We start from the raw sequence: 24511 nt of genomic DNA on the forward strand, positions 1-24511 counted from the left end.
CGTTACGCAACTTGCAACGATTTTGCCTTCGAAGTGATGGCATCACGGTAACTAAACCACAAATAAGTCACCACTAAGGAGAAGAATAAGTAAGACAATGCAAAGATAAACGGAGAAGTAATCAGCTCAGCTGACATCCCCCAGCTCACCCCAACGATTGTGACCGTTAATTTGGCCAGCATGCCACACATCAGTAGCAGTAATCCTAATTGAGGAAAACGTGTCGAGCGAAAAGCAAACCAGTAACAGCTACCCACAGCTAAAGCGGCAATTGATAGACCAAGCATGAATGAATGAAGATGATCAGCAGATGCAACACCTGCAGATAACGATGCCATGATAATTAGAACCAGTTTCATAGAATTTACCCCATAGATAAGTGGTTAAAAGCATCCTTCCATAAATGCAAACTCATTTTGCGGGTATTTTCTCAGGTAGAATTTTAATTTCAAGTGACTTTTTGAGCACTTTTCTCAGTAAAAATCTAATCCATAGCAGATGTAAATCAATGGTTAAAAAATAAACTCTTTTATTTTGTTTGATTAAAGCATCTTAGCCATTAGACAAGGGAAAAGAGAGGTTGCGTTAACATTTTCACAACATAAAAATAATTTTAATTTCTTGTCATCTTTGTGATATCCCCCACTGACACATCATGTCCAAATAACCCGCAACCACTGATCGCTTTTTAGCCAGTCATCAAAATAAAATCCCGTCAATAAATGTTATCCGAGCTTACTTAGGCCATGCTTATTTATCTCAACTAAAGGAGAATCACGAAACCAATAATTAATTTTAAAAACATCATGTTGCAACAATGACAAGGCGTAAAATCCGTTATTTTAATACGGAATTGAAAATACGATATTTAGTTCAAAACATTGGCCGAAGTCACTGGAAATGTAGTTGACTTCAATCGGTTAAACCTTAGACTACTTATTAGCTAGAAAACGGTTCTTGGCTAGACGCGTTTCGTTGGAATTCATGGACTTCTATCGTTACGTCGTGCGCAATAGCAGTCTCCTTTTCCACGCTATCCGTGCCCTTAGGCTTATTTAAGATATACGAAGGAAAGACACATGTCAGATACAGTGACTGGTACAGTTAAGTGGTTCAACGAAACTAAAGGTTTCGGTTTCATTAAACAAGAAAACGGCCCAGACGTTTTTGCACACTTCAGTGCAATTACTGGTGACGGTTTCCGTACCCTAGCTGAAGGCCAGCCAGTAGAATTTACTATCTCGCAAGGTCAAAAAGGCCCACAAGCTGAGAACATCAAAGTTCTTTAACTTGTTGCCAAAATAGATTGTAATAGCCAGCTCATTTAGCTGGCTTTTTTATTGGCGACTCATACATGGCTCTAAAACCAACAATCTACAAGTTTCGTATTTCCCTTTCAGATACCAATCGTGATTATTACGATTCACTTTCTTGCACTATCGCACTTCATCCGTCAGAAACCACTAGTCGCATGATGGCTCGCGTATTGGCTTACTGTTTGAATGCCAAACCTGAATTGCAATTTACCAAAGGTCTCTCTTCAATCGAAGAGCCTGACCTGTGGTTAAAAGCGTTAGATGGAACTATTGAAGAGTGGATCGAAGTGGGTGAGCCAGCCGTCGATCGGGTAAAAAAATCAACCCGCTTAGCAAAGCGTGTACAAGTCTACGCATTCAACAGCAAAGCGGACGTATGGTGGAATCAATCTAAAAGTAAGCTGAATGCGCTACCAGCGACCATTCATTGTTTTGATGGCGCTGCAATTGAAGCACTAGCTGCCGATGTAGAGCGAGGCATGGAGCTGTCAGTGATGATCACCGGTAACAGCTTATTTGTCGATGGCAAAACCTCACACGAAGTGACTTGGGAAACACTACAAAGCCATGAGTAATCTGGCTCAAGCACTGATCAATATTGGTGCAGATCAACTTGAACACGTCAGCAGTGACTCTGTGGAATGGCAAGCCTTTTGCCAGCACAATGAATCATTATTTAATCGAGTTCAACTTGCTAAACCCGAGCAAGCATTCACTCATCACTTGTTGGGTATTTTGACGAAAGCTCATATTGAAGCTTTAAGTCGTGTCGAGCAGCAGCGTGATTCTGTCGAGGCGATGAATCAAGCCATAGAAAAGAATGTGGGCGCCGAACACCATAGCCGCTTTCGATATCAAGAAGGCGAGCAGCTGCTAGTCATTACGCATCTGTGGCTTTATGTACAGGGCTATCTGGGGATGGACTTTAGCCTTGCTAATGACCATGCGCAAAGTAGCGTGCAAGCCCTGATAACAATGCAGGGGGGCGATAGCCAAGCGCTTCGCAGCCAGTTGATGGCCAGCTTTTATCAAGGTAAAGCGCATACCGCGACTAACCAGCAGCAAAGCGGCTCCATCATTCAATGGTTAAAAAGCCTATTCAAATAAGCAAAAAGCTCCCTTGGGAGCTTTTTATTTTATCAGACGAACGCGAATTACAAATAACGATGAGGGCCAAAGACCTCATAGTGGATCTGTTCTCTCGGCACCTGCAATGCCTCAAGCTGTTGTACAGCATGCTCCATAAACGCTAGTGGTCCACACAGATAAAATTCACCATCACTCATCGGAATTTTCTCGGCAATTGATGCCAAATCCATCATGCCATCCTGATCGCGATACCACACCTTTTGTTGCCACTGGTTGGCCTCAATAAGCTGTGCACTTTCCACGCGAAATGTATGTTGTGTGGCGTCTTCACAGGCATAGAAATAGCTTACATTGACCTTTTTCTCTTGTGATAATGTATGCGCCATTGCTTGAATCGGCGTCGCACCAACTCCTGCTGCAATCAACACCACAGGTTTCTCTGTGGGTTGGTAAAAGAAGTCACCTGCGGGTGGATACAAGGTCACGGAATCACCCACTTCTAACTCATCATGGAGATAATGGGAAACCAGCCCTTTGTGTTCATCGCCTTCGCGCTTTACTGAAATACGGTAACTGATTCCGTTTGGCGCTTGTGATAGTGAGTACTGACGAATCTCAGTATTCTCGCTACTGCTTGGCTTCACTTCAATACCCAAGTATTGACCGGCAAGGTAATTGAGCACCGGTTTATCATCTGCTGGTCGCAGTTCAAAACTGGTGACTCGCTGTGACTCAGGCGTTTTACGATCGATGATAAACTCACGCCCTTCACGCCAACCGCCCGCACCTTGCGCATTCAGTTGGTAGATTTGCTCCTCACGCTCAATAAATATATTGGCGAGGAAGAGATACGCCTGTGTCCACGCTTCTTCTACCTCAGTGGTAAACGCATCTGACGCTAACTCACGTAGCGTCTCAATCAAATGATGGCCAACAATCTGATAATGCTGCGGCTGAATATTAAAGCTGGTGTGCTTATGAGCAATACGCTCCACAGCTTGAGAGAGTGCAGCTAGGTTGTCGATATTTTTCGCATACGCCGCGACGGCCTCAAACAAAGCGACGCTTTGACGGCCCGTTTGCTGATGCGTCATATTAAATATGTCTTTTAGCTCCGGGTTATGGAGAAACATGCGTTGATAGAAATGCTGCGTCAGGGCTGGGCCCGCGGTTTCTAATAAAGGGATGGTGCTTTTAACAACCGCTATATGATGATCATTGAGCATAAGAGCTTTCTCCTAATTATTATTTTTAGTGCATTCAAGATGCACCACATAGAGAGCACGAACCATGCCAAGATACAATAACTTGTAATTACCTGATTTAATTGAATTTACAACATAAAAACAAGTCAATAAGACACGCTTGAAATATGTCATTTAGACACTACAATAGTGAAATAACTTTTTTAGAGCTGATGTTATGCAAGAAATATCTGTTTCCACCTTGCTCGATATGACAGCAGGGCTCGCAAGCGCACACAATGCACAAGATAGATTCAACCGCCTGCTCGATGCGATACGTCGTGTCATCCAATGTGATTGTGTCGCGTTACTCGGTTTACACGGTGATACTTTGACCCCGTTGGCTATTCAAGGTGTGACTCGAGATACTTTAGGCCGCCGATTTAAAGTGAGTGATCACCCTCGCTTTGATCAGATCTGTCAGGCGCAAGGTGTAGTAATATTTGATGCAGACTCGCCCCTACCCGATCCTTTTGATGGCCTACTTATCGATTATGATGGCGATTTACCAATGCATGCCTGCATGGGCTTACCTTTGCATTATTCTGATCAATTGCTCGGAATTTTGACCTTTGATAGTTTGACTCCCAATATCTTCGACACCATTCCACGTCGCAGCCTCGAAGCGCTATCAGCGATTGTGGCATCGCATCTCAAAGTTGCCCTCACTGTTTCTCAGTTAGAACAGCAGGCAAAACGAACCCAGCAGAAATTAGAAGAGTTGAACCTTGAAGCATGGGAACGAGAAGGAGGGGAAATCATTGGGGAAAGTCCACTGATTAACGCTCTTAAAACAGACATCTCGGTTGTGGCGCCTTCCGACTTCACTATTTTAATTCACGGTGAAACCGGCGTAGGTAAAGAGTTGGTCGCACGCAGTTTGCATCATCAATCAAATCGCCGCCAACAGCCCTTAATCTACGTGAACTGTGCAGCCATCCCTGAAAGCTTGTTAGAGAGTGAGCTCTTTGGTCATGTGAAAGGGGCATTTACCGGTGCAGATAAAACACGCTTAGGTAAATTTGCGCTTGCAGACGGCGGCACACTATTTCTCGATGAAATCGGTGAACTTAGCCTTAGCGCTCAAAGTAAACTACTACGTGCATTGCAAAACCAAGAAATTCAACCCGTTGGGCAAGACCAAGTCCAAAGTATTGATGTGCGCGTACTGGCAGCGACCAATCGTGAATTGAAGCGAGAAGTAGAGCAAGGTCGATTTCGCGCCGATTTGTATCACCGACTCACGGTGTACCCAATCACCGTTCCTCCTCTTCGCGAGCGTGAAAGAGACGTTGAACTGCTCGCCGGCTATTTTCTTGAGCATGCGCGTAAAAAACTTAGCATCGTGCAACTAAAACTGACCAGCGAAGCCCTATTTCAACTTTCTCGCTATGACTGGCCTGGCAACGTTCGTGAATTAGAACATGTGATCAATCGCGCCGCGTTAAAAGCTCGAGCCAAGGGTTTATCAGACAATACCGTTAGTGTATCTGCCAGTGACCTAAACCTGACCGATATCCCTGATATGCCCGAGATCAAACAAAAGCAACCACATCAGCACTCAATCTCTATTGATGCTACGCAAGGACTACGCCAAGCCACTGACCAATACCAGACACAACTGATTATTCAAGCGCTCACGCAAAGCAATTTCAACTGGGCAAATGCGGCGCGTCAACTGCAGCTTGACCGAGCCAATTTAGTCCGCTTAGCCAAGCGACTCGGTATCAACGTCACCAAGCAGCACAAAATTGATTATTAACGCTTGTTGAGTGTTGGCAAGTTGTTACAATAAAAGGGTAATTTAGTTCATCAAGGGTTATCATGAAAGTTATTCGTTGGTTGTTAGGTCGGCTTATTTTGCTGGGCAATTTTGTATTTTCACCGCGCGGAATCAAGCGCACCGCAGAGCAACAACAGCAAATCGATGAAAAAGCAGCGAAGCTTGCTTTATACCAATTCGAAGCATGCCCTTTCTGCGTTAAAGTTCGTCGTGCCATGAAGCGTCAATCGGTCAACATTGAGCTGCGCGATGCCAAAAGCAACGCTCAACATCGTCAAGAATTAGAAACTGGCGGTGGTAAAGTGAAAGTGCCCTGCTTGAGAATTGAAGATCAGCAAGGCGTACAATGGTTATATGAATCATCCGATATCGTTACGTACCTAGAAAAAGAATTCGCCTAATTGCAGCACCCCTCACTGGTTGAGGGGTGTTTTGTTTTTGGAGTCATAATTATGGATAAAGTTAACGTTGTGCCCTTTAACGCCAAACATCTACGCGCCATCGTGTTTGACTTAGACAACACCCTTGTTAGCTCCAATATGGATTTTACATGGCTGCGAAACCAAGTTGGCTGCCCACAACATCTTGACCTACTTAGCTATACCAACAGTATTGATTGCCCTAACCAACGCGCCATCGCTCAGCAACAAATTCTCAACCATGAAATCAACGACGCCCAACGCTCACACACCATGCCAGGCTGTCGTGACTTACTCACCTTTATCGAACATCAAGCGCTGCATACTGCGATTATTACTCGCAATTGCCTGCAAGCCGCTCAACTCAAAGTCAGCCATAATAAACTGAATATCACTCGAATTATTAGCCGTGAACATTATCCGCCTAAGCCTTCACCACTGTCATTACTTGCCCTTGCGGACGATTGGCAGATTACAGCTGATGAACTGTTGTATGTAGGTGATCATCTTTATGATTTAGAAGCGGCGGCAAATGCTCAAATGCCATCATGTTTGGTCACCCACGGCCAATCCTCAGCATTTTCGGATAGTGCCTCCGTGGTCGTTGAACAGTTAAATGACCTCGTGCGGTTGCTTGAGCGGCGCTAAAGCGCAACAATAGTGTTCAAAACATTTAAAAAGATGTTCAAAATTAACTCATTAGAATAATAAACGACTACCGCCAATAGGATGCCAACATGCCAAAAAATAAAGTGCTTGTCCTGTACGCTCATCCATCTCAACACCGCTCTGAGGTCAACCAACCTCTATTCAATGCTGCTCAAAATACCGAAGGGGTCACCTGTGTCGACCTTTATTACGAATATCCAAGTTACAACATCAATATTGATCGTGAACAGCAGCGTTTGATGGATCACGATGTGATCATTTTCCAATTCCCTCTCTATTGGTATTCCACCCCTGCGATGCTCAAAGAGTGGCAAGATTTAGTGCTTGAATATGGTTTCGCTTATGGCAGCCAAGGCACTGCGCTTAACGGTAAGCATTTCATGTGCGCACTCTCAGCCGGAGGCAAAGCCGACGCTTATCAAACCAAAGGCTATAATCACTTTACCATTCGAGAACTCCTCTATCCGATGGAGCAAATGGCCGCACTAACTGGCATGAAATATATGGCCCCGCTTGCTTTATTTGGTGCGCGCACAGCCAAAGAAGAGGGACGAATTACCCAGCACGAACAGCGTTGGAAACGGCTGCTAACAGCGTTAGTCAACGACCGATTCGACTACAAACGAGCTTACGAAGTGGAAAAATTGAATCACCACTTAGACGAGCTCATTTTAGGAGATAACGCATGACCGGATATTTTCTGCAAGCTTTCATCTATCTCGTCGCAGCCGTCATTGCCGTGCCAATTGCAAAACGTCTCGGCTTAGGCTCAGTGCTGGGTTATTTGATCGCTGGTGTGGTTATCGGCCCAATCATTGGTTTAGTGGGTGAAGAAACAACCACCATTCAGCACTTTGCCGAATTTGGCGTCGTGATGATGCTATTCCTCGTCGGCCTTGAACTTGAGCCGAAAATGCTTTGGGGGATGCGCAATCGACTATTAGGTTTGGGAGGATTGCAGGTTGGAGTCACCACCGCTCTGGTGATGGGAATTGCCATGTACTTCAACCAAGCATGGACGGTTGCTCTTGCCATCGGCTTGATCTTTGCGCTCTCTTCAACCGCGATTGTCTTACAAACCTTTAACGAAAAAGGGCTAAGCCGTACAGAAGGCGGCCAGAATGCGTTTTCTGTTTTGTTGTTCCAAGATATTGCCGTGATCCCAATGCTGGCGTTTATTCCATTACTGGCACTACCAGAACTGGTTCAGCAGGCTCAGGCGATGGCATCAACGGCTGCAGAGCATCATGAAGAATTAAGCCTTGTCGCAGGCCTACCTGGCTGGGCATACGCCTTAGTGATCGTCGCTTCAATTAGCGGATTAGTCGTCGGCGGGCATTATCTGAGTCGGCCGCTATTTCGTTTTGTTGCCAGCTCAGGTCTGCGCGAAATATTTACCGCTACCGCCCTAATGCTGGTGGTCGGTATTGCGGCATTAATGAGTTTAATTGGTTTATCTCCCGCACTTGGCGCTTTCCTTGCTGGGGTCGTTTTGGCCAACAGTGAGTTTCGCCACGAGCTAGAGTCCAATATTGATCCGTTTAAAGGGTTACTACTTGGGTTGTTTTTCATCACTGTTGGCGCGGGGATCAATTTCGCGATCTTATTTGATGACTTCTTCCTCATCGTCGGTCTTACGCTTGGCGTAATGTTACTCAAAGCCGTTGTACTGTTTTTGCTGGCCTTTTGTTTTAGGATCCGCCAAAGCAATCGCTGGTTATTTACATTAAGTTTGGCTCAAGCCGGTGAATTTGGCTTTGTACTACTCAGCTTCACCACGCAAAACCATGTTATTCCGGTCGAGTTAGCGCAAACACTTTCTTTGGTTGTCGCGCTCTCGATGTTCTTAACCCCGGGCCTGTTTATCCTATTTGATAAGGTTATTCTGCCGCGCTACGAGCAGGCTTCTAATCAGGGAGAAGCTGACGAAATTGATGAAAAAGGCACCGTAATCATCGCGGGCATTGGCCGATTTGGTCAAATCGTCAACCGCCTGCTGGTCGCCAATGGCGTTAAAACCGTGGTGTTGGATCACCAAGCAGATCAAGTGGATGTGGTTCGTCAGATTAATACTAAAGCGTTCTTTGGCGACGCGACACGCCCCGATTTATTGCACACAGCGGGCATAGAGGAAGCGGCTATGATTGTTGTCGCCATTGACAATCGTGATGCCTCCCTTGCGTTAGTGAAATACATTAAGCACACCTACCCTAATGTGACGATTCTCGCTCGTGCTTTTGACCGCGGTGACGGCTACCTGCTTCGTCAAGCCGGTGCGGACGTAATTGAATCTGAAACTTACCATTCAGCCTTAGAGTTGGGTGCGCATGCTTTGCGTGAACTAGGCCAACACCCGTTCTTAGTTGAGCAGCAAAAAGCCAGCTACAAGCGAGTAGAAGATAAAAAATCGGATGCCTTGTACCAAGCTTGGTTGGATGATTCGGATAATGAGCGCTTCGACAACAACTATCGACAACTGTTCATGCACTTGGAAGAGCAGATCAAACTCGCGATTACCACTGACCGAGCAGATAAACACAACAATGATGAGCGAGGCTGGACGCCTCCACCAAAAGGCTACGATGACGACTTTAAAGAAAATGTTTAAAGAGTTTCAAGCAAGCGCCGCTCGATTTCATCGTTCAATCAAGTAAACTAGTCTTTACTAACTTAATAAAGCTGAGCCTGTCTCAGCTTTATTTTTTATTTCCAATCCAGTAGTGGTTACACCATGCATTCTCACGATCTTGGCAAACAACTGTTTTCTATGACTTGGCCAATGTTATTTGGCGTACTCTCTTTAATGAGTTTCCAACTGGTTGACAGTGCGTTTATCGGCCAGCTAGGTATTTTACCTCTGGCAGCGCAAGGCTTTACCCTACCGATCCAAATGATCATCATCGGCCTTCAAGTGGGGTTAGGTATCGCAACCACGGCCGTGATTGCCAGAGCCATTGGCGCAAATCAACAGCGCTATGCACAACAGCTCGGCGGGTTGGTTGTGGCGCTTGGCTCCGTCGGTGTTGCTATTTTCTGTGTACTTCTCTATTTGATCCGCGAACCTATCTTATTAATGCTCAGCGCGCCGCAAAGCGTCTTTACCATTATCGATAGCTACTGGCTTTATTGGTTAGTCAGCTCATGGACTGGCGCGTTGCTCTACTTTTTCTACAGTGTTTGCCGAGCCAACGGCAATACCATGCTGCCTGGGAGCATGATGGTAGTCACGAGCTTACTTAACCTCGCTCTCGACCCGCTGTTTATTTTCACTTTCGACATGGGCATTAATGGCGCTGCGTTGGCAACCATAATTGCATTCGGCTTAGGCATTTTGTTCGTCGCTCCTAAGGTAGTGAAAAAGCAATGGATGAGTTTCGATTGGCACGATCTAAATGTGGCTAAGAGTCTTGCATCTATTGGTAATATCATGGGGCCTGCGATGGTCAGTCAACTATTGCCACCTCTCTCTTCCATGCTCGCAACCAAATTGCTCGCAAGCTTCGGTACAGCAGCGGTCGCAGCTTGGGCGCTAGGATCTCGTTTTGAGTTTTTTGCTATTGTCTCAGTACTGGCCTTAACCATGTCGATGCCGCCAATGGTCGGCCGCCTATTAGGTGCTAACAAACTAGAAGAAATTCGTCAATTGGTGGTTCTGGCCTGCAAATACGTTCTCGGCTTTCAGGTTATTGTCGCCGCAATCACGTGGTTCAGCGCTGATTTTCTTACGACTGTGATGACCAGCGATCATCAGGTGAAGCAAATCCTCATGTGGCATTTAATGATTGTCCCTTTTAGTTTAGGTCCTTTAGGGATCTGCATGTTGATGGTATCTATCAATAATGCACTTGGAAAATCCTACACCGCCCTGACGATTTCAGCACTGAGGTTATTTGTGTTTTTCCTACCTTGCTTATGGATCGGCTCAATACTCGGTGGTATTGAAGGCATTTTTTGGGGCGCCTTCATTGGCAATATTGGTGCGGGATTCAGCGCTTGGTTGATGTATCAAAAAGCGTTTAAACAAGTCTCTTGCAAACTAAGTATCAAATAAGTTGCATTATGGTTGCACACTCGTTAGTCTAAATTTTCACCCGATAGGAATAGTATTAAATGCAACTTAGTCTTACTTACTCTACTTTTCGTCAGATAAGCAGCCCATTGTTAACACAACAATGGCTCCTCCTCCTGAATGCCCGTAGCCGGTAGGTAATACTCTGTCTGGCTGCGAATTTTGCAGCCAGATCGCATCACTCGTAGCCTTGTTATTTTTGATTACTTATCAATTTTTTATAACGGTAAGGATACGATCCCATGAGCGATACCAGTGAGTCTACTCGCGAATCAAAAGCAAGGTCCGTTGCGACCAATACGCCATCACACCATTTGTCAGCGTTTTCGTCCCAATATCAGACTGGACTTCTGTTTGCTTTAGTCGGTTGTGTCCTTTTTTCACTCAAACCGATTTTTGTCAAACTCGCTTATCAAGCGGGCGGCGATGCCACTTCAATCATGGCTTTGCGGGCCTTTAGCTCGTTGCCTTTCTACCTTGTGACTTTGGTTTTTCTATGCCGTAAGCAGACTACGCGTATGAAGTTGCGTTCTCATGGCTTTAAAGCGGCGATGATTGGCGTGTTGGGCTATTACATGGCCAGCTTTCTTGATATTTCCGCATTATCTTATATTTCTGCCCAACTAGAACGCTTGCTTATCTTCCTATTCCCTTCTTTTGTTGTACTTATCAGTTGGGTGTTCTATGGGCAGCCACCAACACGAACCGTCGTTGCGGCAACCTTCGTTGGCTACACCGGAACCGCGCTAATCTTAGTGCAGGACTTCCAAAACCTTGGAAGCTCGGTGGGTTTAGGGGCGCTGCTTGCCGTTAGCTCAGCGTTTGTATTTGCCATTTATCTGGTTGCCAGCAAGCCGCTGATAGGAGCTTTAGGGAGTTCCTTGTTTACCAGTGTCGGTATGGGCTGTGCGGGTATAGCGATCCTAATTCATCTCTATTTCAATGGCGCCGATATTCGTACTTGGTCAGTGGAGCTAATTGGTATTGGCGTCGCTCTGGGACTATTTTGTACAGTGCTGCCTTCTTACTTTGTCGCCGCTGCGATGGCGCGTCTCTCGCCGACCGAATTGAGCTTAACCAATAATCTTGGGCCCGCCATCACCGCGGCTGGTGCGGTGCTGATTTTAGGGGAATTGTTCACCGTTTGGCACGCAATCGGTATGGGCTTAGTCATATTCTCTGTTGTCATGATAAATCGGACAAAAAAGTAAGGTAAGCCTGTAAAGAAAGTCGTATGATTCAGCCACCTTTTTCGAGTACCTAATTTTTATGAGTCACAATCATCACCCAATCCAAGGCGCAAGTTGGATGCTTACTGCGGGACTATCCTTCGCGATCGTCAATAGCCTTGCACAAGTCGCCAGTATCAATTTTGGCTTATCGTCAACGACCGTTGCCTTGATCCAATACGCCATCGCATTGGTCGCGATTTTGCCTTACTTAAAAACGTTAGGTATTCGTCAGTCTCTTAAAACAGACAAGCTTGGTTTACATATTTTCCGCGTGTTTTTATCGGTGATTGGTATTCAACTGTGGCTGTGGGCACTTGCTTACCCTGTGCCTATTTGGCAAGGCATCGCGTTATTGATGACCTCGCCTCTGTTCGCCACTATTGGCTCAGGTCTTTTGCTCAAAGAAAACGTTGGCGCTGCTCGTTGGGGAGCCACCATTACAGGTTTCATTGGTGCAATGATCATCCTTGAGCCGTGGGGCGACGACTTTAACTGGGCAACATTGTTACCTGTTGGTGCCGCCTTCTTTTGGGCTTGCTACTCTTTGATGGTGAAAAAACTCTCTGCGAACGATTCACCCTCGACAATGGTGGTCTATTTGCTGATTTTAATTACGCCATTTAACATCTTACTCGCACTGCCTGATTGGCAAATGCCAAGTGGTCTTAATGTATGGCTGATTTTGATCGCTGCCGGTATCGCCACAGCACTCGCGCAGTGGGCAATTGTAAAAGCGTACGCGGTGGCTGATGCCTCTTTTGTACAACCATTTGACCACGCTAAGCTACCACTGAACGTGTTAGCTGGCTGGATTGTTTTTGGTTGGGTACCACCAGGTCGTTTATGGCTAGGCGCGTTTATCATCATCGCCTCTGTTGCCTTTATTACCCAATGGGAAAGTAAGAAATTTCGTAAAAAACGTTGAGTTGTTGAAATTAATCTTCCCTTTCACCGTTCTTAATAACTGAAATGGTTTGGGTTTCCTTCTACGCTTAAACAAAGGCGCTGAAACAAAGACGCTTTCCCAACCGCTTGGCTCAATTCGGGAGATGATAATGACACAACCAATTAAAATAACGCTCTATCGCTGGGCGGGTAGCTGGGGACCTTTTAAGGTCAACATTCCGTGTGGGGAATGCACCCTGACAAAAGATATCTTACAAGATACTTTTGACAATGAATTGGCTGGTATTCCGATTGAGCTAGAAGTGAAAGATTGGTTATCTCATTGGTGGGAGCCACTCAAACTCGGTTCATGGCATGCACCAATTTTAGTGGTTGAAGGCAAGGTCGTCAGCCAAGGTGAAGCCTTAAACCGCGGTGTATTGATTCAATCCGTAATTGAACAATGGACCAAGCGCGATACCTTAAAAGGGAATATTGTTTATGGTAAAGCCACTTGCCCATATTGTGTGAAAGCGAAAAAGCTACTCGATGAAGCAGGCATCCAGTATCAATACTATGATGTGGTGAAAGACAGTGCAGCACTGTACCGCATGATCCCGGAAGTAAAAGCGATTATCGGGCTAAAAACACCTGTCACTGTGCCGCAAATTTGGCTCAATGGTCATTACATTGGTGGTGCGGATAATCTACAAGCGTGGATTGAGGAAAAAGGACTCAATACAGTGCCTGACAATGTCATCAATCTTGAAGCAAACCAAGGTTAAGCCTCACTTTCACAGATCTGAATCTTCAAAATAAAAAGCCCCAGCACATCACATGCTGGGGCTTTTACATTCAATGATACGCGGAATTAGCTACGTTTAGGCTGTAGGTAAGTTTTACCTGCTGCTTGATAGGTATCTTTGCGTTTTACTTCAAACATGGCATCGAAGAACCAAGCAACAAAGCGAATCACTTCGTCGCCTTCATTCATCACATGCTCTACGAACTCTTGTTCTTCGCCTTGCTCATCTTCGTGAGTCGTTACATGGTAAATGCGCTTTTCACCATCGACTTCAGCCAAAGAGAACTGACCAGCAAGTGACGCAGCTGCTTCTGCAACTTCTTGATCTTCACTGGCTTTTAAAATTGCTAATGCTTGTGGCAAAGCTTCTTGCTGACTGGCTGCTTTGACCAGTTCTTCAAACTCTTTATGTTCCATAATGTCACCCAATGGTGTTGATAACGCGAATGGCGGGCATTGTAACCTCATGCGCTCATTTTGGCGATATTCAGTTCTCGTATTCCATAACCTTATGCAATGACAACAAACGATCTACGCCTGTTGTTCTGTATAGAATATAGATTTTTGAGACATTAATACTGCCGCCATTACCACCGCTATCAATAGGTAGAATAGCCCTAATCCAATTTGAGTATGCACCCAGTACTGCACCAAGTAGCCGCCAAATATACCTGATATTCCCATCTGAACCGATCCAGATAGCGCCGATACCGCCCCAGCTTGTTTCTTATGTGGCTCAAGCAACATACTAATGGAGATTGGAAATGACATCCCTTGCGCAAAGCTGAGCCAACTAAACGCCCAGACTAAGTGGAATAGTGTCATTTCAAAACTGAGCAACCAAAGCCCTGATAACGCAATGATAGTGATCGCAATAGCGAGTAGCTGAGAACGACTCAAAAAACGGTTCAACACGTTGAGCGCCAAACTACCACACATAAGCCCCACAGAAGGCACGATCATGATCGAACCATACTGCGCCGCAGATAAACCTAAGTTTTGTTGCAAAATAAACGGTAAGACAGACAACGAAACGAGCGAGGCTAGATAGCTTAACCAATTGTAACTGGCGCTGGAGATCACTTGTCGATTGGTCATCAAGCGACGATAGTTTTTCATCACAGCCAGCAAATTGAAACGACTCGCCTCATAGGGCAGAGTTTCCGGTAGGATAAAAATACCGAGTAAATAAATTGCAGCTAAATAAATGAAAACAAAAATGAATACCGCTTGCCAACCAAACTGATAGGTAATCCAACCACCCAATACTGGGGCAAAAATGGGGATCACTGAAGCTGTGACCGAAATATAGGCAAAGGCTTTGGTTAGATGAGCACCATCGTAGCTATCACGCAGTACACTCCGTCCCAATACCGAAGCACTCCCCGACCCTAAGCCTTGCAACAGACGGCCAAATGCCAGCCAGTATAGATTGTCGATAAACAGTAAGCAGACGATCGTACCGAGCAAATAGATCCCCTGCCCAAAAATGAAAACCGGCCGTCGACCAATCGCATCCGAGAGCGGGCCATAGAAGAGCTGTGAACCACCAAAGCCAACCAAGAATAGGGTAACTAACAGCTGAACATCAGCTTGATCGACTGATAGCGATTGGCTGATGTGAGGCAGTGCAGGTAAATAAATGGACACGCCTACTTGGCCGGTCGCGATGATCATCATCGCCAGCAATAGAGGAATTTTATTAAAAGGGGAAGTTTGCTTGCTTTTCATGCGATTGAGTTTAAATTGTAAACTCATAAATGATAATACTCTAAAAAGGAAACTAATTAGTTCCTATAGAGATTTAATAATAAGGTCATACCATGGACTGGCTACAGAACGTAAAAAGCTACATTTTGGTCGTAGATGAGGGCAGCTTCAACGGCGCAGCGAGGCGTTTAAACACCACCAGCTCAGCTGTGAGTAAGCGCATTCATTGGCTTGAAGAGCGTATTGGCGTGCAACTTCTAAAACGTACCACGCGCTCAGTCTCACAAACTGAAGCAGGCGCGCTGTTTTACGAACGCGCAAAAGTACAATTAGACGGTTGGCAATCGATTGTTGATGAAACGCGCTCCATTGACCAATCTCCTGCAGGGCTTCTCAAGATTGGAGCGACGCTTGCGGTGGGTTCGAAATTTCTTGTCCAATATCTGGATGATTTTCTCTCTCTCTACCCTGATATTCGAATCCAGCTAACCACCACCACTCCAGGGCAACTACCAGCACTCAGCTTAGATCTGTTCATTAGCCGTGAAATTGAACAATTAAATTCTCTGAGCTTTATCGCTACCCGTCTTTTTGAACACAAAGCCGGATTTTACGCTTCACCCCTCTATCTCGGTCGCCATGGTGAGCCAAAAACGGTGCAAGATTTGAGCTTACACAATATGCTCAATTGGGGGGAAAACCCGCAGCGTGAGGTGAAGCTCTCAAAGGGGCAACGAATTCTGCTCTCGGGCAACTTTGCCACCACCAACCCAGAGGCGCTCTTCTATGCAGCTAAAGCTGGGATGGGAATATTGCTAACCAACGATGTCATGATCAAAGAAGAACTCAAACTCGGCACGTTAAAACGTATCCTACCTGACATCACCGCCGATGAGGCAACGGTCTATGCTTATCATCCTAAGTTAGATTACAAAAATACCCGAACTCAATTGTTTCTCGATTACTTAAAATCACGCCTAGCCTAAATTGATACGCCTTATTTGCAAACATATGCGCCATGTACCATATTTAACGATGCGAACTCTGTCAATAAGTGACCAGAATCACACAAATAAGGAGCATTCGTCATGGCTAAGGATAACAAACCCGACGTAATTAACATTGATGAACTCAACCAAATTATGGCACTTGATGGACCAGAACTACTCCATCGGGTCACATTGACATTGCATAAAGCATTTAACAGTCAATGTTGTTGTGTCATCGAAATAGACAAGGTGAACTTTACTGCGCATACCCTCTCCTTTGCCTGCGAAAAACAGATCCAACAACAATTTAGCTATTCTTTGGCGGGAACACCTTGTGATGTTGTTAGTAAATCAGACAAACTCTTTTATTTGTTTGAACAAGGTGTTTCAAAGCAGTTTCCACAAGACACTTACCTGATTGATAATGGCGTCGAGGCCTATCTAGGCGTTCCGTTACGTAATCGTGCTGGTGATATCTTGGGCATCCTGCTTTCTACTTTCACCAAGCAAACCATTCACAATCAAAATCTGATTGATTGCCATCTATTATTTGCCAATATTATCGTTCACAGCTTGAGATCAAAATGGCTTTCTGCTCGCTCCGACACGCTGGTTCATCAACTCAGCCACGAAGTCTCTCACGACAATCTCACTGGCCTACTCAATCGCAGTTACTTGTCTAATTCGCTCGAACATATCATCGAAACACGAGCTGAACCTTTAACACTCGCCTATATCGACATTGACAATTTCAAATCGATCAACGACCTATACGGCAACTACATTGGCGACCAAGTGATTAAATTTGTCGCAAGAGCCGTTGAATTTGCGGTCCCAGAAGACCATCAAGCCTACCGTATCGCAGGGGACGAGTTCGCATTTGTCACCTTCTCTAGCGACCCATTGGCCATCTGCCAAACCTTGATTTCACGCTTAAATGAAGGCTATGTTGACCCATCACATACGATTAAAATTAGTGTCAGCATTGGTCTTGCTCGCACCTCTGACCAACGATTGACTTCAGACCAATTGATATTAAATGCCTCACTGGCCTTAAAAGATTGCAAGCAAACTCGCAACAGCAAAGTGCAAAGCTACGATACCCACCTCAGTGCTCAGTATTACCGTCGTACCATGGTGATTGACGCTCTGCGCAACGAACTTGATCGAACCTCTAGTAAAGGGGGGGAAATTTATGTCGCAGTGCAACCTATCGTTTCATTAAATTCGCCGACGTGGGATTATTTTGAAGTACTGGCTCGCTGGAACAGCGAAACGCTTGGCGTGGTCTCACCAATGGAGTTTATTGAAGCTGCAGAACAGTCCGGTTTGATCATTGAATTGGGTGAGCGTATCGTTGAATTGGCTTGTCATGCAAAATGGGAATTAGAGAAAGGCCTCGGTTATAAAGTTCGCCTTAGCCTGAATTGCTCAGCGCACGAACTGAGTGACTCCTCGCGCTATATGCGCCATCTTACAACCACCATTTCACGCTTTCACTTCGAGCCGAGAGAATTCACCATAGAGCTCACTGAAACAGTGCTGCTATCGCAAACCAATGAAGTCCGATACATATTAGATAAACTTCGCAATCAGGGGTTTACTATTGCTCTTGACGATTTCGGTACGGGTTACTCAAGCTTAAATTACATCCATAGCTACCCTATCGATACGATTAAGATCGATGCGACTTTCATTAAAAATATGCTGTGTAACGAAACAGCTGAACACGTTGTTTGTTTAATAGTACAACTTGCACAACAGCTTGAAGTGAATTTAGTGGCAGAAGGGGTAGAAAGTGAAGACGCGCTACAAAAGCTCAGTGATATGGGGTGTACACAAATACAAGGTTATTACTTCTCGAAACCTGAGATCCCGCTCAATATTATCAGCTACTACTCAAATCTGTGTTTAATGCAACCAAAGACTATTTCTAATTAGCTGCCTATGTTGCAATAGGAGAGAAATAAAGTGCCACTAAAACGGCACTTCAATTTGCATCATGACATTATCTTGATCTTCGTCGTGCCAAAGATAGTCGAGTCTAAACCGAGGCTGACCAATGGTTTTATCGCCAAAACCAACGCTAAACATTAGACCGTGATTCATTAACCACTCTTCCGTGGTCTGTTCATCACCTTGAAGAACATTATCTTCAGGGGACCACCATCCCACACCAAAATAGTTATCTGCGAAGTTTTGCGTTAACACCGGATTGGATTCGGTTTTCAACACCCAATCAGACCAATAGTTGGATTGGTTATATTTTTCCTTCACCAGCAATAGGGGGGGAGTTATTTGATTTACTGGATAAACGCTCTCCCCAAGCATGGGAGAACACAGCTCACGATCGAGATCGTGTGTTGTTGAGTCAGCTCCAATACTGACTCCTTGGTTATTTTCAATGCAAGCATAAGCAGAAGCTGAAAACAGACCAAAAACAAGCAAAACGCTTTTCTTAGCCATAAGCACCTCAATACATTCACCTCGTCTTTGATTAACTGATGAACAATACTGATAGATAAGTTAGTAATAGTTATTTTCAACTAACATAGCGCAAACATTTGGGGTTGTTAAGTGATTAATTTTCTTTCCATCTGCCAACAAAGTGCGAATGTCGGTACTGCGAATCGCAACCTTCTCTGGGCATGCCATGACCGACCAACGACGAACGATTTCTTCAGCGTTATAGAACTTAGCAAAATTGAAAAAATTGTCAGGCCCGATCACGAACGTAAGTTCAGCTGTAGGGTTTTCAACTTGCAATGCCTCAAGTACGGCATAGGTCGTTACCGATGATTGTGCTCGATCCAATAATGTTTCTTCAATCGTGCAGCGCTCGACATTCGTCATATTCAAATCGACGATAAAAGCATCGACCAATTGAATTCGTAACGCATAATCCAGCATCTCTTTTCCCCAAGCATGCGCGATGCTTGGAAGCAGTAAAACACGGTCGAAATGCGAGAGTGATTCTATAACACTCTTGTGACCTAAACTGGGTGGGTTGAATGCGCTGCCAAATACGGCGATTTTCATAATTTTTACCTTGAATGGGCGGAAATCCGTGTTCTCGGTTTTCTATTTATTGGTTTTAGGTATGATACTACGATAAACAACCTTGCTGCAGGAAGAAAACTAATGGAACAGTTGATTCGCGATGAAATGCGCGTCTTACCATCGATTGACCCTCATTTTGAAATCACCCGTCGCGTCGATTTTATCAAACGTAAATTAACAGATTCTGGCTGCAAAGCGCTGGTTCTCGGTATCAGTGGCGGCGTAGACTCCACGACCTGTGGCCGACTTGCCCAAATTGCGGTGGATGAGCTAAATGACCAGAGCGGTGGCGGCTATCAATTTGTTGCAGTGAGATTGCCTTATGGCGAGCAAAAGGATGAAGACGAAGCGCAACTTGCTCTACAATTCATCCAACCAAGCCACTCCGTTTCCGTCAACATTAAAGAAGGCGCAGATGGCCTGCATGCCGCCTCTCTGGTTGGTCTTGAAAATACGGGGCTGATCCCACAAGATCCTGCTAAAGTAGACTTCATCAAAGGCAATGTAAAAGCGCGTGCACGCATGATTGCCCAGTACGAAATTGCCGGTTTTGTTGGTGGCTTAGTGCTTGGTACGGATCATTCAGCGGAGAACATCACCGGTTTCTATACCAAGTTTGGTGATGGTGCTTGCGATCTCGCGCCTCTGTTTGGTTTGAATAAACGTCAAGTCCGTGAAGTTGCCGCCACACTCGGTGCTCCTGAGCAGTTAGTTAAGAAAGTACCGACTGCCGATTTAGAAGAACTCGCACCACAAAAAGCCGATGAAGATGCGTTGAACCTGACTTATGAGCAGATTGACGACTTCTTGGAAGGCAAAACCGTTTCTCAGGAAGCCTCTGATCGTCTCGTACACATATATCGCACGACGCAACATAAACGTCAGCCTATTCCGACCATTTACGACTAACGCTAAATTAAGGCTAAGCGAAAGCAAGTGCGACGATTTTTAGCCAGGTAAACAAAAAGGGAGCCGCTGGCTCCCTTCTTTCATCCCAAGTAACATTCTACACGCGCTCTTCCAAGGCGATATTGTTGTTTGCCCATAGCAACGCCTGTAGTCGATTCTTAGCGTTTATTTTCTTAAAGATATTGTGCAAGTGTGTTTTAACGGTGTTCTCACTGACAAACAGCTCATCGGCAATTTGGAGGTTAGATGCCCCATGACCTAACAAACGCATGATCTCTTTCTCACGTTTGGTTAAGTTGGCATACACTTGCGATGTCGTTACCGTATTCGCACAACGGAAATGTTCGATATAATCTTGTGCGACCTTACGTGATAACCACATCTCATCTTGCATGACTTTTTCCATACCTTTGAGCAGCAGGCTAATGTCATCTTCAACATAAAACACACCAACAAGATTACGCCATTTAAACAATTGCGATGATGCGACCTCTTTCGGACAATTGATCACGATCTCTTTCGCATTACTATTGGCCGACAGCCGAGCTTGATTATAGATTTCAAAATTAGAATCATTGAGATAATTAAAATCAATCAATACATAGTCACCGAGCAACGAATTATTGCTCTCAGATCCAACGCTCAAGTCGTCAAGAGAAACTAAACGCACCTCTAACTCAATGCCACGCTCTAATGAATCCTTAAACAACTTCGACTGCATGCTGATGTCAGATAACAAGGTAATGTTATAGGTACTGTTGGCGCTCATATTCGTTTCTCCACACTGTGCTCTGGCTTTTATAATGTAAAACTATCGTTTAGAAACAAATAGTCAACATTAACCCAGTTCACACTTCTTCAGATATGAATAATTTAAGCAACAATTTCATTAGGTTACGACGATCATCTTAATTTTGAGAACGTAGGTGATTACTTGAACAACTCATATGCACGCGGCTGCAATGTCGCATAAGCGATATAAACAAAAGTCCTAACAAAGAAATGACAGAAACATTTCCTCCGGAGCTATCCGAACTTGTCGGCGAAATGGCTGTTGGCGAAGATGGATCAACCAAAATGCGCTGTCCATTTGTAGTGACAACACTGTACTTTGCCGAAACAGTTCCGCTCAATACACTTTTTATCCAGTTTTCATAGCGCGCAACATTTGTAAATGCAGAGGTTACTTGGCTATTTAAAGCCCCATCACCACATTTTGCCAAGCCAAAGCTTGTAATGCCCACTTGCACATAATTACCATTCGTAAACCAATAGACGGGGCCCCCTGAATCTCCATCACAGGGGGCATTCTGTAGAATTCCATCAGGCAAAACGCCATCAAAACAAATCTGCTTATCTGTAAAGTTACTTCCCCAAATGGCTCGACATTGATTGACAGTCAGTGGCCTTAACGTTGTTTCTAACAGCTCATTTTCATTCTGATACTCACCTTCTAAACTGTTGTAAACTAAACCGTGTCCAATCGTGACATACCTTTCATCGGCAGGAAAATCTCCTTGATAACTAAAGTTGAGATTATCCAGAAAGTCACTTGTCGCTAATGGCGTTTCAAGCTTCAAAATCGCAATATCATCTGGCCAAAGTTGGCTTGAAGAGTCAATGTAAGTCTCAGATACAAAAAAGTCACTCACCCTTATCGGTGCGCCCGCAACATAATTTGTTTCATCAACTAATTGAGACACAACCGTGACTTTGTCGAGATTTGCATTACCGACAATACAATGTGCTGCTGTCAACACATACTCACTGTTAAGAACAGTTGCACCACAAAAGCTTGTACTATGAGCACCAGCAAGGTCTTCATAGAACAAGCTTGCAAAGCTGGGATAGTTATTGATATCAACACTAGAACCATTAATGATATAAGGTGAAACTTCAACGCTATGAGCGTAATGACTTAAAGCTAACGCCGTGACTAAAATTAACTTCCGCATTAGTTACTTCCTTCCTACCAATTCACACCTTTCCAAAGCATTGCTACCCTAACACCTTCCACTTAATTTAAATGCACAGGTATTACATAAAATATAGATCATGAGGTACAAATCTAAATCTATAACTTAACAATTACTCTGTGTTACATATTGCGCTTTTGGATTGGATTGCTTCAATTAGCCTCGGAAATACCTTTGTGGAACAAATGGCATCTTTTCGATCGTCATCGGTAGCATCTTTCCGCGAACTTCAGCGAAAACTTGTGTGCCGACAGTGGCGAGATCGGCGCTCACATACCCCATCGAAACTGGCTTACCTGCTGAAGGGCCTGCCGTTCCGCTAGTCACATTACCAATTCGCTGGCCATCAGCATCAAACAACTCACAACCTTCGCGCACTGGCGCTTTGGTTTCTCCAACTAACCCCACGCGTTTGCGCGCAACTTGCTTTGTTTCAATCTGAGTAAGAATAATGTCTGCCCCCGGGAAACCACCAGCACGCGCTTCACCAGAGCGACGTACCTTTTGAATACCCCATAATAAACTCGCTTCGACAGGGCTAGTGGTTTCATCCAAATCATGGCCATACAGGCACAAACCGCACTCAAGACGTAAAGAGTCACGAGCACCAAGCCCAATCCACTCCACTTCCTCTTCGGCAAGTAATGCTTGTGCTAATGCTTTCGCATGTTCAGCTGGCACCGATATTTCATAGCCATCTTCACCGGTGTAACCACTGCGAGAAATGAGGCAATCCACACCGAGCAAAGAATACTGACCGACATCCATAAAGATCATCTCTGCCACTGCAGGTTGTAAACGCTGTAAAACATTCACCGCTTTAGGCCCTTGCAATGCAAGTAGGGCACGATCTTCAATCACCTCAAGCTCAACCCCTTGCGGAAGATGATGTTGTAGATGAGCAATATCTTGCGTTTTACATGCCGCATTAACGACAACAAACAAATGGTCACCTAAGTTGGCCACCATCAAGTCATCCATAATGCCGCCTTGAGCGTTGGTAAAAAACGCATAACGCTGATTGCCTACCGGTAAATCGATAATGTCGACTGGCACTAAAGTTTCAAGAAATGCTGCCGCATCCACGCCTTTTAAACGCAATTGCCCCATGTGTGACACATCAAATAAACCTGCCTGTTCACGAGTGTGTAAATGTTCTTTTTTTACGCCTAACTTGTATTGAACTGGCATATCGTAACCGGCGAAAGGGACCATTTTCGCCCCCGCTTCAAGATGCAAATCATGCAATGGTGTGGTCAGTAGCACTTCAGTCATGGGGCTCTCCAAATGTCCGTTTGGTTCTACTTCTGATTCCTGCGATCGAGTTAAGCAGGAACCTATAAGAAATCTTGTTTCCGATAATAAACATGATAGTGGTGAGTTTGCACGGTTAAAATTTACCCATAGATGCAAAGTGTGACATTTAACATTTTACGAACATTCGTTGCCATATTCATTGCCATGCAAAGAGGCATAAAATAATAAGAGCTGGCTTAGGCCAGCTCAAGATATCCATGATTACAATGTGTATTTCCAATTGGAAACAACCTGCTTATTTTGCGGTTACCCAAAGAATATGAGCATCTTCATCACTGATTGAAACCAGCATATGCCCCATATTGGCATCATAATAAACACTGTCACCCTCACCCAAAGCAACCGGTTCATAGAACTCGGAATAGAAGGTAACAGAGCCTGCAAGAATCAATAAAAACTCCTCTCCTTCATGCCTAACCCAATCGCTATATTCATCAAATGAACGGGCACGAACACGGCTTTTAAATGGCATCATCTTCTTGTTGAGCAATTGCGTGGCCAGTAATTCATGCTCGTAAGTTTGTGTCGGGTGCGGTTTTCCTTGCCCTTGCAATGTAATATCCCTGCGCCCCGTCGCCACCTTTTTCTCAGGCGCTTCAAAGAGTTGCGGCATATCTATTTGCAAACCGTTGGCCAATTTTTGCATCGCCTGGAAGGTTGGCGATATTTGCTCGTTTTCAATTTTGCTTAACGTTGAACGTGCCAACCCGGTGCGCTGACTAGCCTCTTCCAAGGTAATACCTAAGCGGGCGCGGATCTCTTTGATGCGTACTCCCAGCTTCAATGGCGCAATAGTCTGCTCTTGGCTCTCTTTAGCTAGTGTTAATGATGGATACTCATCATAAATCTCTTCCGCCATGCATCCCCCAGCGAATTAAACATCCTGTATGACGTTGCATTGTGCAATAAGCCCTCAGAATAAAAAAGGATAAAAGTTCACCAATCGTGGGGTCGCTAACAAATTCTGAAACTATGTTTCCTATAGGAAATTTTGGGGTTGATTGTTTTTACATCAACCGCTATGTTACCGAGATGTTAG

25 protein-coding genes are annotated in these 24511 nt (G+C 44.8%); 15 read left to right on the plus strand and 10 right to left on the minus strand.

Features of this window, described 5'->3' with window-relative positions; all coding sequences use genetic code 11:
- Positions 1 to 2: 2 nt before the first annotated feature.
- Positions 3 to 359 (minus strand): hypothetical protein, encoded by a 357-nt coding sequence (locus RJD38_RS15295; RefSeq protein ID WP_005598265.1) that lies wholly within the window; start codon positions 357 to 359, stop codon positions 3 to 5.
- 720 nt (positions 360 to 1079) lie between these two features.
- On the opposite strand from RJD38_RS15295, the gene RJD38_RS15300 reads away from it, so the two are divergent.
- The 3 genes from RJD38_RS15300 (at position 1080) to RJD38_RS15310 (ending at position 2423) form a co-directional block, all read left to right on the plus strand.
- Positions 1080 to 1289, plus strand: coding sequence for a cold-shock protein (locus RJD38_RS15300; RefSeq protein WP_005598267.1), 210 nt, complete (start codon positions 1080 to 1082; stop codon positions 1287 to 1289).
- 65 nt (positions 1290 to 1354) lie between these two features.
- On the plus strand, positions 1355 to 1891 hold the full coding sequence (locus RJD38_RS15305; protein WP_065546483.1) for a YaeQ family protein: 537 nt from the start codon (positions 1355 to 1357) through the stop codon (positions 1889 to 1891).
- A complete protein-coding gene (locus RJD38_RS15310) occupies positions 1884 to 2423 on the plus strand; it encodes a hypothetical protein (RefSeq protein WP_065546484.1) in 540 nt (179 codons plus the stop codon). The genes RJD38_RS15305 and RJD38_RS15310 overlap by 8 nt, the downstream gene beginning before the upstream one ends.
- 47 nt (positions 2424 to 2470) lie before the next feature.
- On the opposite strand, the gene hmpA is transcribed toward RJD38_RS15310, so the two are convergent.
- Positions 2471 to 3631 carry an NO-inducible flavohemoprotein gene (gene hmpA, locus RJD38_RS15315; protein WP_065546485.1) on the minus strand — a complete coding sequence of 387 codons (1161 nt, stop codon included), beginning with the start codon at positions 3629 to 3631 and terminating at the stop codon, positions 2471 to 2473.
- 196 nt (positions 3632 to 3827) lie between these two features.
- Here hmpA and norR point away from each other — a divergent pair, with 196 nt between their 5' ends.
- From norR to RJD38_RS15360, 9 genes are all read left to right on the plus strand, one after another.
- Entirely contained in the window at positions 3828 to 5411 is a 1584-nt protein-coding gene (gene norR / locus RJD38_RS15320; protein WP_065546486.1) for a nitric oxide reductase transcriptional regulator NorR, read from the plus strand.
- Between the two features lie 62 nt (positions 5412 to 5473).
- Positions 5474 to 5833 carry a glutaredoxin family protein gene (locus RJD38_RS15325; RefSeq protein ID WP_009385430.1) on the plus strand — a complete coding sequence of 120 codons (360 nt, stop codon included), beginning with the start codon at positions 5474 to 5476 and terminating at the stop codon, positions 5831 to 5833.
- A 51-nt stretch (positions 5834 to 5884) separates the two neighbouring features.
- Entirely contained in the window at positions 5885 to 6499 is a 615-nt protein-coding gene (locus tag RJD38_RS15330) for an HAD family hydrolase (RefSeq protein WP_065546487.1), read from the plus strand.
- Between the two features lie 89 nt (positions 6500 to 6588).
- Positions 6589 to 7209 carry an NAD(P)H-dependent oxidoreductase gene (locus tag RJD38_RS15335; protein WP_009385432.1) on the plus strand — a complete coding sequence of 207 codons (621 nt, stop codon included), beginning with the start codon at positions 6589 to 6591 and terminating at the stop codon, positions 7207 to 7209.
- Complete coding sequence (locus RJD38_RS15340) at positions 7206 to 9128, plus strand: monovalent cation:proton antiporter-2 (CPA2) family protein (protein WP_065546488.1); 1923 nt, start codon at positions 7206 to 7208, stop codon at positions 9126 to 9128. Before RJD38_RS15335 ends, RJD38_RS15340 begins: the two co-directional genes overlap by 4 nt.
- Positions 9129 to 9251: 123 nt before the next feature.
- The gene (locus tag RJD38_RS15345; RefSeq protein WP_065546489.1) at positions 9252 to 10571 is read left to right on the plus strand and encodes an MATE family efflux transporter; all 1320 of its coding nucleotides are present in this window, start codon (positions 9252 to 9254) and stop codon (positions 10569 to 10571) included.
- Positions 10572 to 10831: 260 nt separating this feature from the next.
- Entirely contained in the window at positions 10832 to 11800 is a 969-nt protein-coding gene (locus RJD38_RS15350; RefSeq protein ID WP_065546490.1) for a DMT family transporter, read from the plus strand.
- Between the two features lie 58 nt (positions 11801 to 11858).
- Complete coding sequence (locus tag RJD38_RS15355; RefSeq protein WP_065546491.1) at positions 11859 to 12746, plus strand: DMT family transporter; 888 nt, start codon at positions 11859 to 11861, stop codon at positions 12744 to 12746.
- Between the two features lie 130 nt (positions 12747 to 12876).
- Positions 12877 to 13491 carry a glutaredoxin domain-containing protein gene (locus RJD38_RS15360; RefSeq protein ID WP_065546492.1) on the plus strand — a complete coding sequence of 205 codons (615 nt, stop codon included), beginning with the start codon at positions 12877 to 12879 and terminating at the stop codon, positions 13489 to 13491.
- A gap of 86 nt (positions 13492 to 13577) precedes the next feature.
- Here the strand turns inward: RJD38_RS15360 and RJD38_RS15365 are convergent, their stop codons facing one another.
- Both RJD38_RS15365 and RJD38_RS15370 read right to left on the minus strand, forming a co-directional pair.
- Positions 13578 to 13928, minus strand: a complete 351-nt coding sequence (locus RJD38_RS15365; RefSeq protein ID WP_009385438.1) for a hypothetical protein — start codon at positions 13926 to 13928, stop codon at positions 13578 to 13580.
- 114 nt (positions 13929 to 14042) lie between these two features.
- Positions 14043 to 15269 carry a multidrug effflux MFS transporter gene (locus tag RJD38_RS15370; RefSeq protein ID WP_005598291.1) on the minus strand — a complete coding sequence of 409 codons (1227 nt, stop codon included), beginning with the start codon at positions 15267 to 15269 and terminating at the stop codon, positions 14043 to 14045.
- 65 nt (positions 15270 to 15334) lie between these two features.
- On the opposite strand from RJD38_RS15370, the gene RJD38_RS15375 reads away from it, so the two are divergent.
- Both RJD38_RS15375 and RJD38_RS15380 read left to right on the plus strand, forming a co-directional pair.
- Positions 15335 to 16207: a LysR family transcriptional regulator gene (locus RJD38_RS15375; RefSeq protein WP_065546493.1), complete on the plus strand. Its 873-nt coding sequence runs from the start codon at positions 15335 to 15337 to the stop codon at positions 16205 to 16207.
- Positions 16208 to 16309: 102 nt separating this feature from the next.
- Positions 16310 to 18151 (plus strand): putative bifunctional diguanylate cyclase/phosphodiesterase, encoded by a 1842-nt coding sequence (locus RJD38_RS15380; RefSeq protein WP_065546494.1) that lies wholly within the window; start codon positions 16310 to 16312, stop codon positions 18149 to 18151.
- A 36-nt stretch (positions 18152 to 18187) separates the two neighbouring features.
- Here RJD38_RS15380 and RJD38_RS15385 read toward each other — a convergent pair whose 3' ends face one another.
- On the minus strand, positions 18188 to 18676 hold the full coding sequence (locus tag RJD38_RS15385; protein WP_065546495.1) for a hypothetical protein: 489 nt from the start codon (positions 18674 to 18676) through the stop codon (positions 18188 to 18190).
- Between the two features lie 60 nt (positions 18677 to 18736).
- Positions 18737 to 19249, minus strand: coding sequence for a nicotinate-nicotinamide nucleotide adenylyltransferase (locus tag RJD38_RS15390; RefSeq protein ID WP_005598297.1), 513 nt, complete (start codon positions 19247 to 19249; stop codon positions 18737 to 18739).
- Positions 19250 to 19351: 102 nt separating this feature from the next.
- Between RJD38_RS15390 and nadE the strand changes: the two genes are divergently transcribed.
- Entirely contained in the window at positions 19352 to 20179 is an 828-nt protein-coding gene (gene nadE, locus RJD38_RS15395; protein WP_005598299.1) for an ammonia-dependent NAD(+) synthetase, read from the plus strand.
- A 97-nt stretch (positions 20180 to 20276) separates the two neighbouring features.
- Here nadE and RJD38_RS15400 read toward each other — a convergent pair whose 3' ends face one another.
- The 4 genes from RJD38_RS15400 to RJD38_RS15415 form a co-directional block, all read right to left on the minus strand.
- On the minus strand, positions 20277 to 20948 hold the full coding sequence (locus RJD38_RS15400; RefSeq protein WP_065546496.1) for a LuxR C-terminal-related transcriptional regulator: 672 nt from the start codon (positions 20946 to 20948) through the stop codon (positions 20277 to 20279).
- A gap of 139 nt (positions 20949 to 21087) precedes the next feature.
- Entirely contained in the window at positions 21088 to 22134 is a 1047-nt protein-coding gene (locus tag RJD38_RS15405) for a S1 family peptidase (RefSeq protein WP_065546497.1), read from the minus strand.
- Positions 22135 to 22311: 177 nt separating this feature from the next.
- Entirely contained in the window at positions 22312 to 23430 is a 1119-nt protein-coding gene (gene gcvT / locus RJD38_RS15410) for a glycine cleavage system aminomethyltransferase GcvT (protein ID WP_065546498.1), read from the minus strand.
- 277 nt (positions 23431 to 23707) lie between these two features.
- Positions 23708 to 24331: a helix-turn-helix domain-containing protein gene (locus tag RJD38_RS15415; protein ID WP_065546499.1), complete on the minus strand. Its 624-nt coding sequence runs from the start codon at positions 24329 to 24331 to the stop codon at positions 23708 to 23710.
- Positions 24332 to 24511: the final 180 nt, after the last annotated feature.

The organism is Vibrio scophthalmi (genome assembly GCF_040869025.1).
GTDB lineage: Bacteria > Pseudomonadota > Gammaproteobacteria > Enterobacterales > Vibrionaceae > Vibrio > Vibrio scophthalmi.

Bases quoted from the DNA above. Each gene is read 5' to 3' on its own strand.
- RJD38_RS15295 (WP_005598265.1), bottom strand. From the start codon at position 359: ATGAAACTGGTTCTAATTATCATGGCATCGTTATCTGCAGGTGTTGCA.
- RJD38_RS15300 (WP_005598267.1), top strand. From the start codon at position 1,080: ATGTCAGATACAGTGACTGGTACAGTTAAGTGGTTCAACGAAACTAAA.
- RJD38_RS15305 (WP_065546483.1), top strand. From the start codon at position 1,355: ATGGCTCTAAAACCAACAATCTACAAGTTTCGTATTTCCCTTTCAGAT.
- RJD38_RS15310 (WP_065546484.1), top strand. From the start codon at position 1,884: ATGAGTAATCTGGCTCAAGCACTGATCAATATTGGTGCAGATCAACTT.
- hmpA (WP_065546485.1), bottom strand. From the start codon at position 3,631: ATGCTCAATGATCATCATATAGCGGTTGTTAAAAGCACCATCCCTTTA.
- norR (WP_065546486.1), top strand. From the start codon at position 3,828: ATGCAAGAAATATCTGTTTCCACCTTGCTCGATATGACAGCAGGGCTC.
- RJD38_RS15325 (WP_009385430.1), top strand. From the start codon at position 5,474: ATGAAAGTTATTCGTTGGTTGTTAGGTCGGCTTATTTTGCTGGGCAAT.
- RJD38_RS15330 (WP_065546487.1), top strand. From the start codon at position 5,885: ATGGATAAAGTTAACGTTGTGCCCTTTAACGCCAAACATCTACGCGCC.
- RJD38_RS15335 (WP_009385432.1), top strand. From the start codon at position 6,589: ATGCCAAAAAATAAAGTGCTTGTCCTGTACGCTCATCCATCTCAACAC.
- RJD38_RS15340 (WP_065546488.1), top strand. From the start codon at position 7,206: ATGACCGGATATTTTCTGCAAGCTTTCATCTATCTCGTCGCAGCCGTC.
- RJD38_RS15345 (WP_065546489.1), top strand. From the start codon at position 9,252: ATGCATTCTCACGATCTTGGCAAACAACTGTTTTCTATGACTTGGCCA.
- RJD38_RS15350 (WP_065546490.1), top strand. From the start codon at position 10,832: ATGAGCGATACCAGTGAGTCTACTCGCGAATCAAAAGCAAGGTCCGTT.
- RJD38_RS15355 (WP_065546491.1), top strand. From the start codon at position 11,859: ATGAGTCACAATCATCACCCAATCCAAGGCGCAAGTTGGATGCTTACT.
- RJD38_RS15360 (WP_065546492.1), top strand. From the start codon at position 12,877: ATGACACAACCAATTAAAATAACGCTCTATCGCTGGGCGGGTAGCTGG.
- RJD38_RS15365 (WP_009385438.1), bottom strand. From the start codon at position 13,928: ATGGAACATAAAGAGTTTGAAGAACTGGTCAAAGCAGCCAGTCAGCAA.
- RJD38_RS15370 (WP_005598291.1), bottom strand. From the start codon at position 15,269: ATGAGTTTACAATTTAAACTCAATCGCATGAAAAGCAAGCAAACTTCC.
- RJD38_RS15375 (WP_065546493.1), top strand. From the start codon at position 15,335: ATGGACTGGCTACAGAACGTAAAAAGCTACATTTTGGTCGTAGATGAG.
- RJD38_RS15380 (WP_065546494.1), top strand. From the start codon at position 16,310: ATGGCTAAGGATAACAAACCCGACGTAATTAACATTGATGAACTCAAC.
- RJD38_RS15385 (WP_065546495.1), bottom strand. From the start codon at position 18,676: ATGGCTAAGAAAAGCGTTTTGCTTGTTTTTGGTCTGTTTTCAGCTTCT.
- RJD38_RS15390 (WP_005598297.1), bottom strand. From the start codon at position 19,249: ATGAAAATCGCCGTATTTGGCAGCGCATTCAACCCACCCAGTTTAGGT.
- nadE (WP_005598299.1), top strand. From the start codon at position 19,352: ATGGAACAGTTGATTCGCGATGAAATGCGCGTCTTACCATCGATTGAC.
- RJD38_RS15400 (WP_065546496.1), bottom strand. From the start codon at position 20,948: ATGAGCGCCAACAGTACCTATAACATTACCTTGTTATCTGACATCAGC.
- RJD38_RS15405 (WP_065546497.1), bottom strand. From the start codon at position 22,134: ATGCGGAAGTTAATTTTAGTCACGGCGTTAGCTTTAAGTCATTACGCT.
- gcvT (WP_065546498.1), bottom strand. From the start codon at position 23,430: ATGACTGAAGTGCTACTGACCACACCATTGCATGATTTGCATCTTGAA.
- RJD38_RS15415 (WP_065546499.1), bottom strand. From the start codon at position 24,331: ATGGCGGAAGAGATTTATGATGAGTATCCATCATTAACACTAGCTAAA.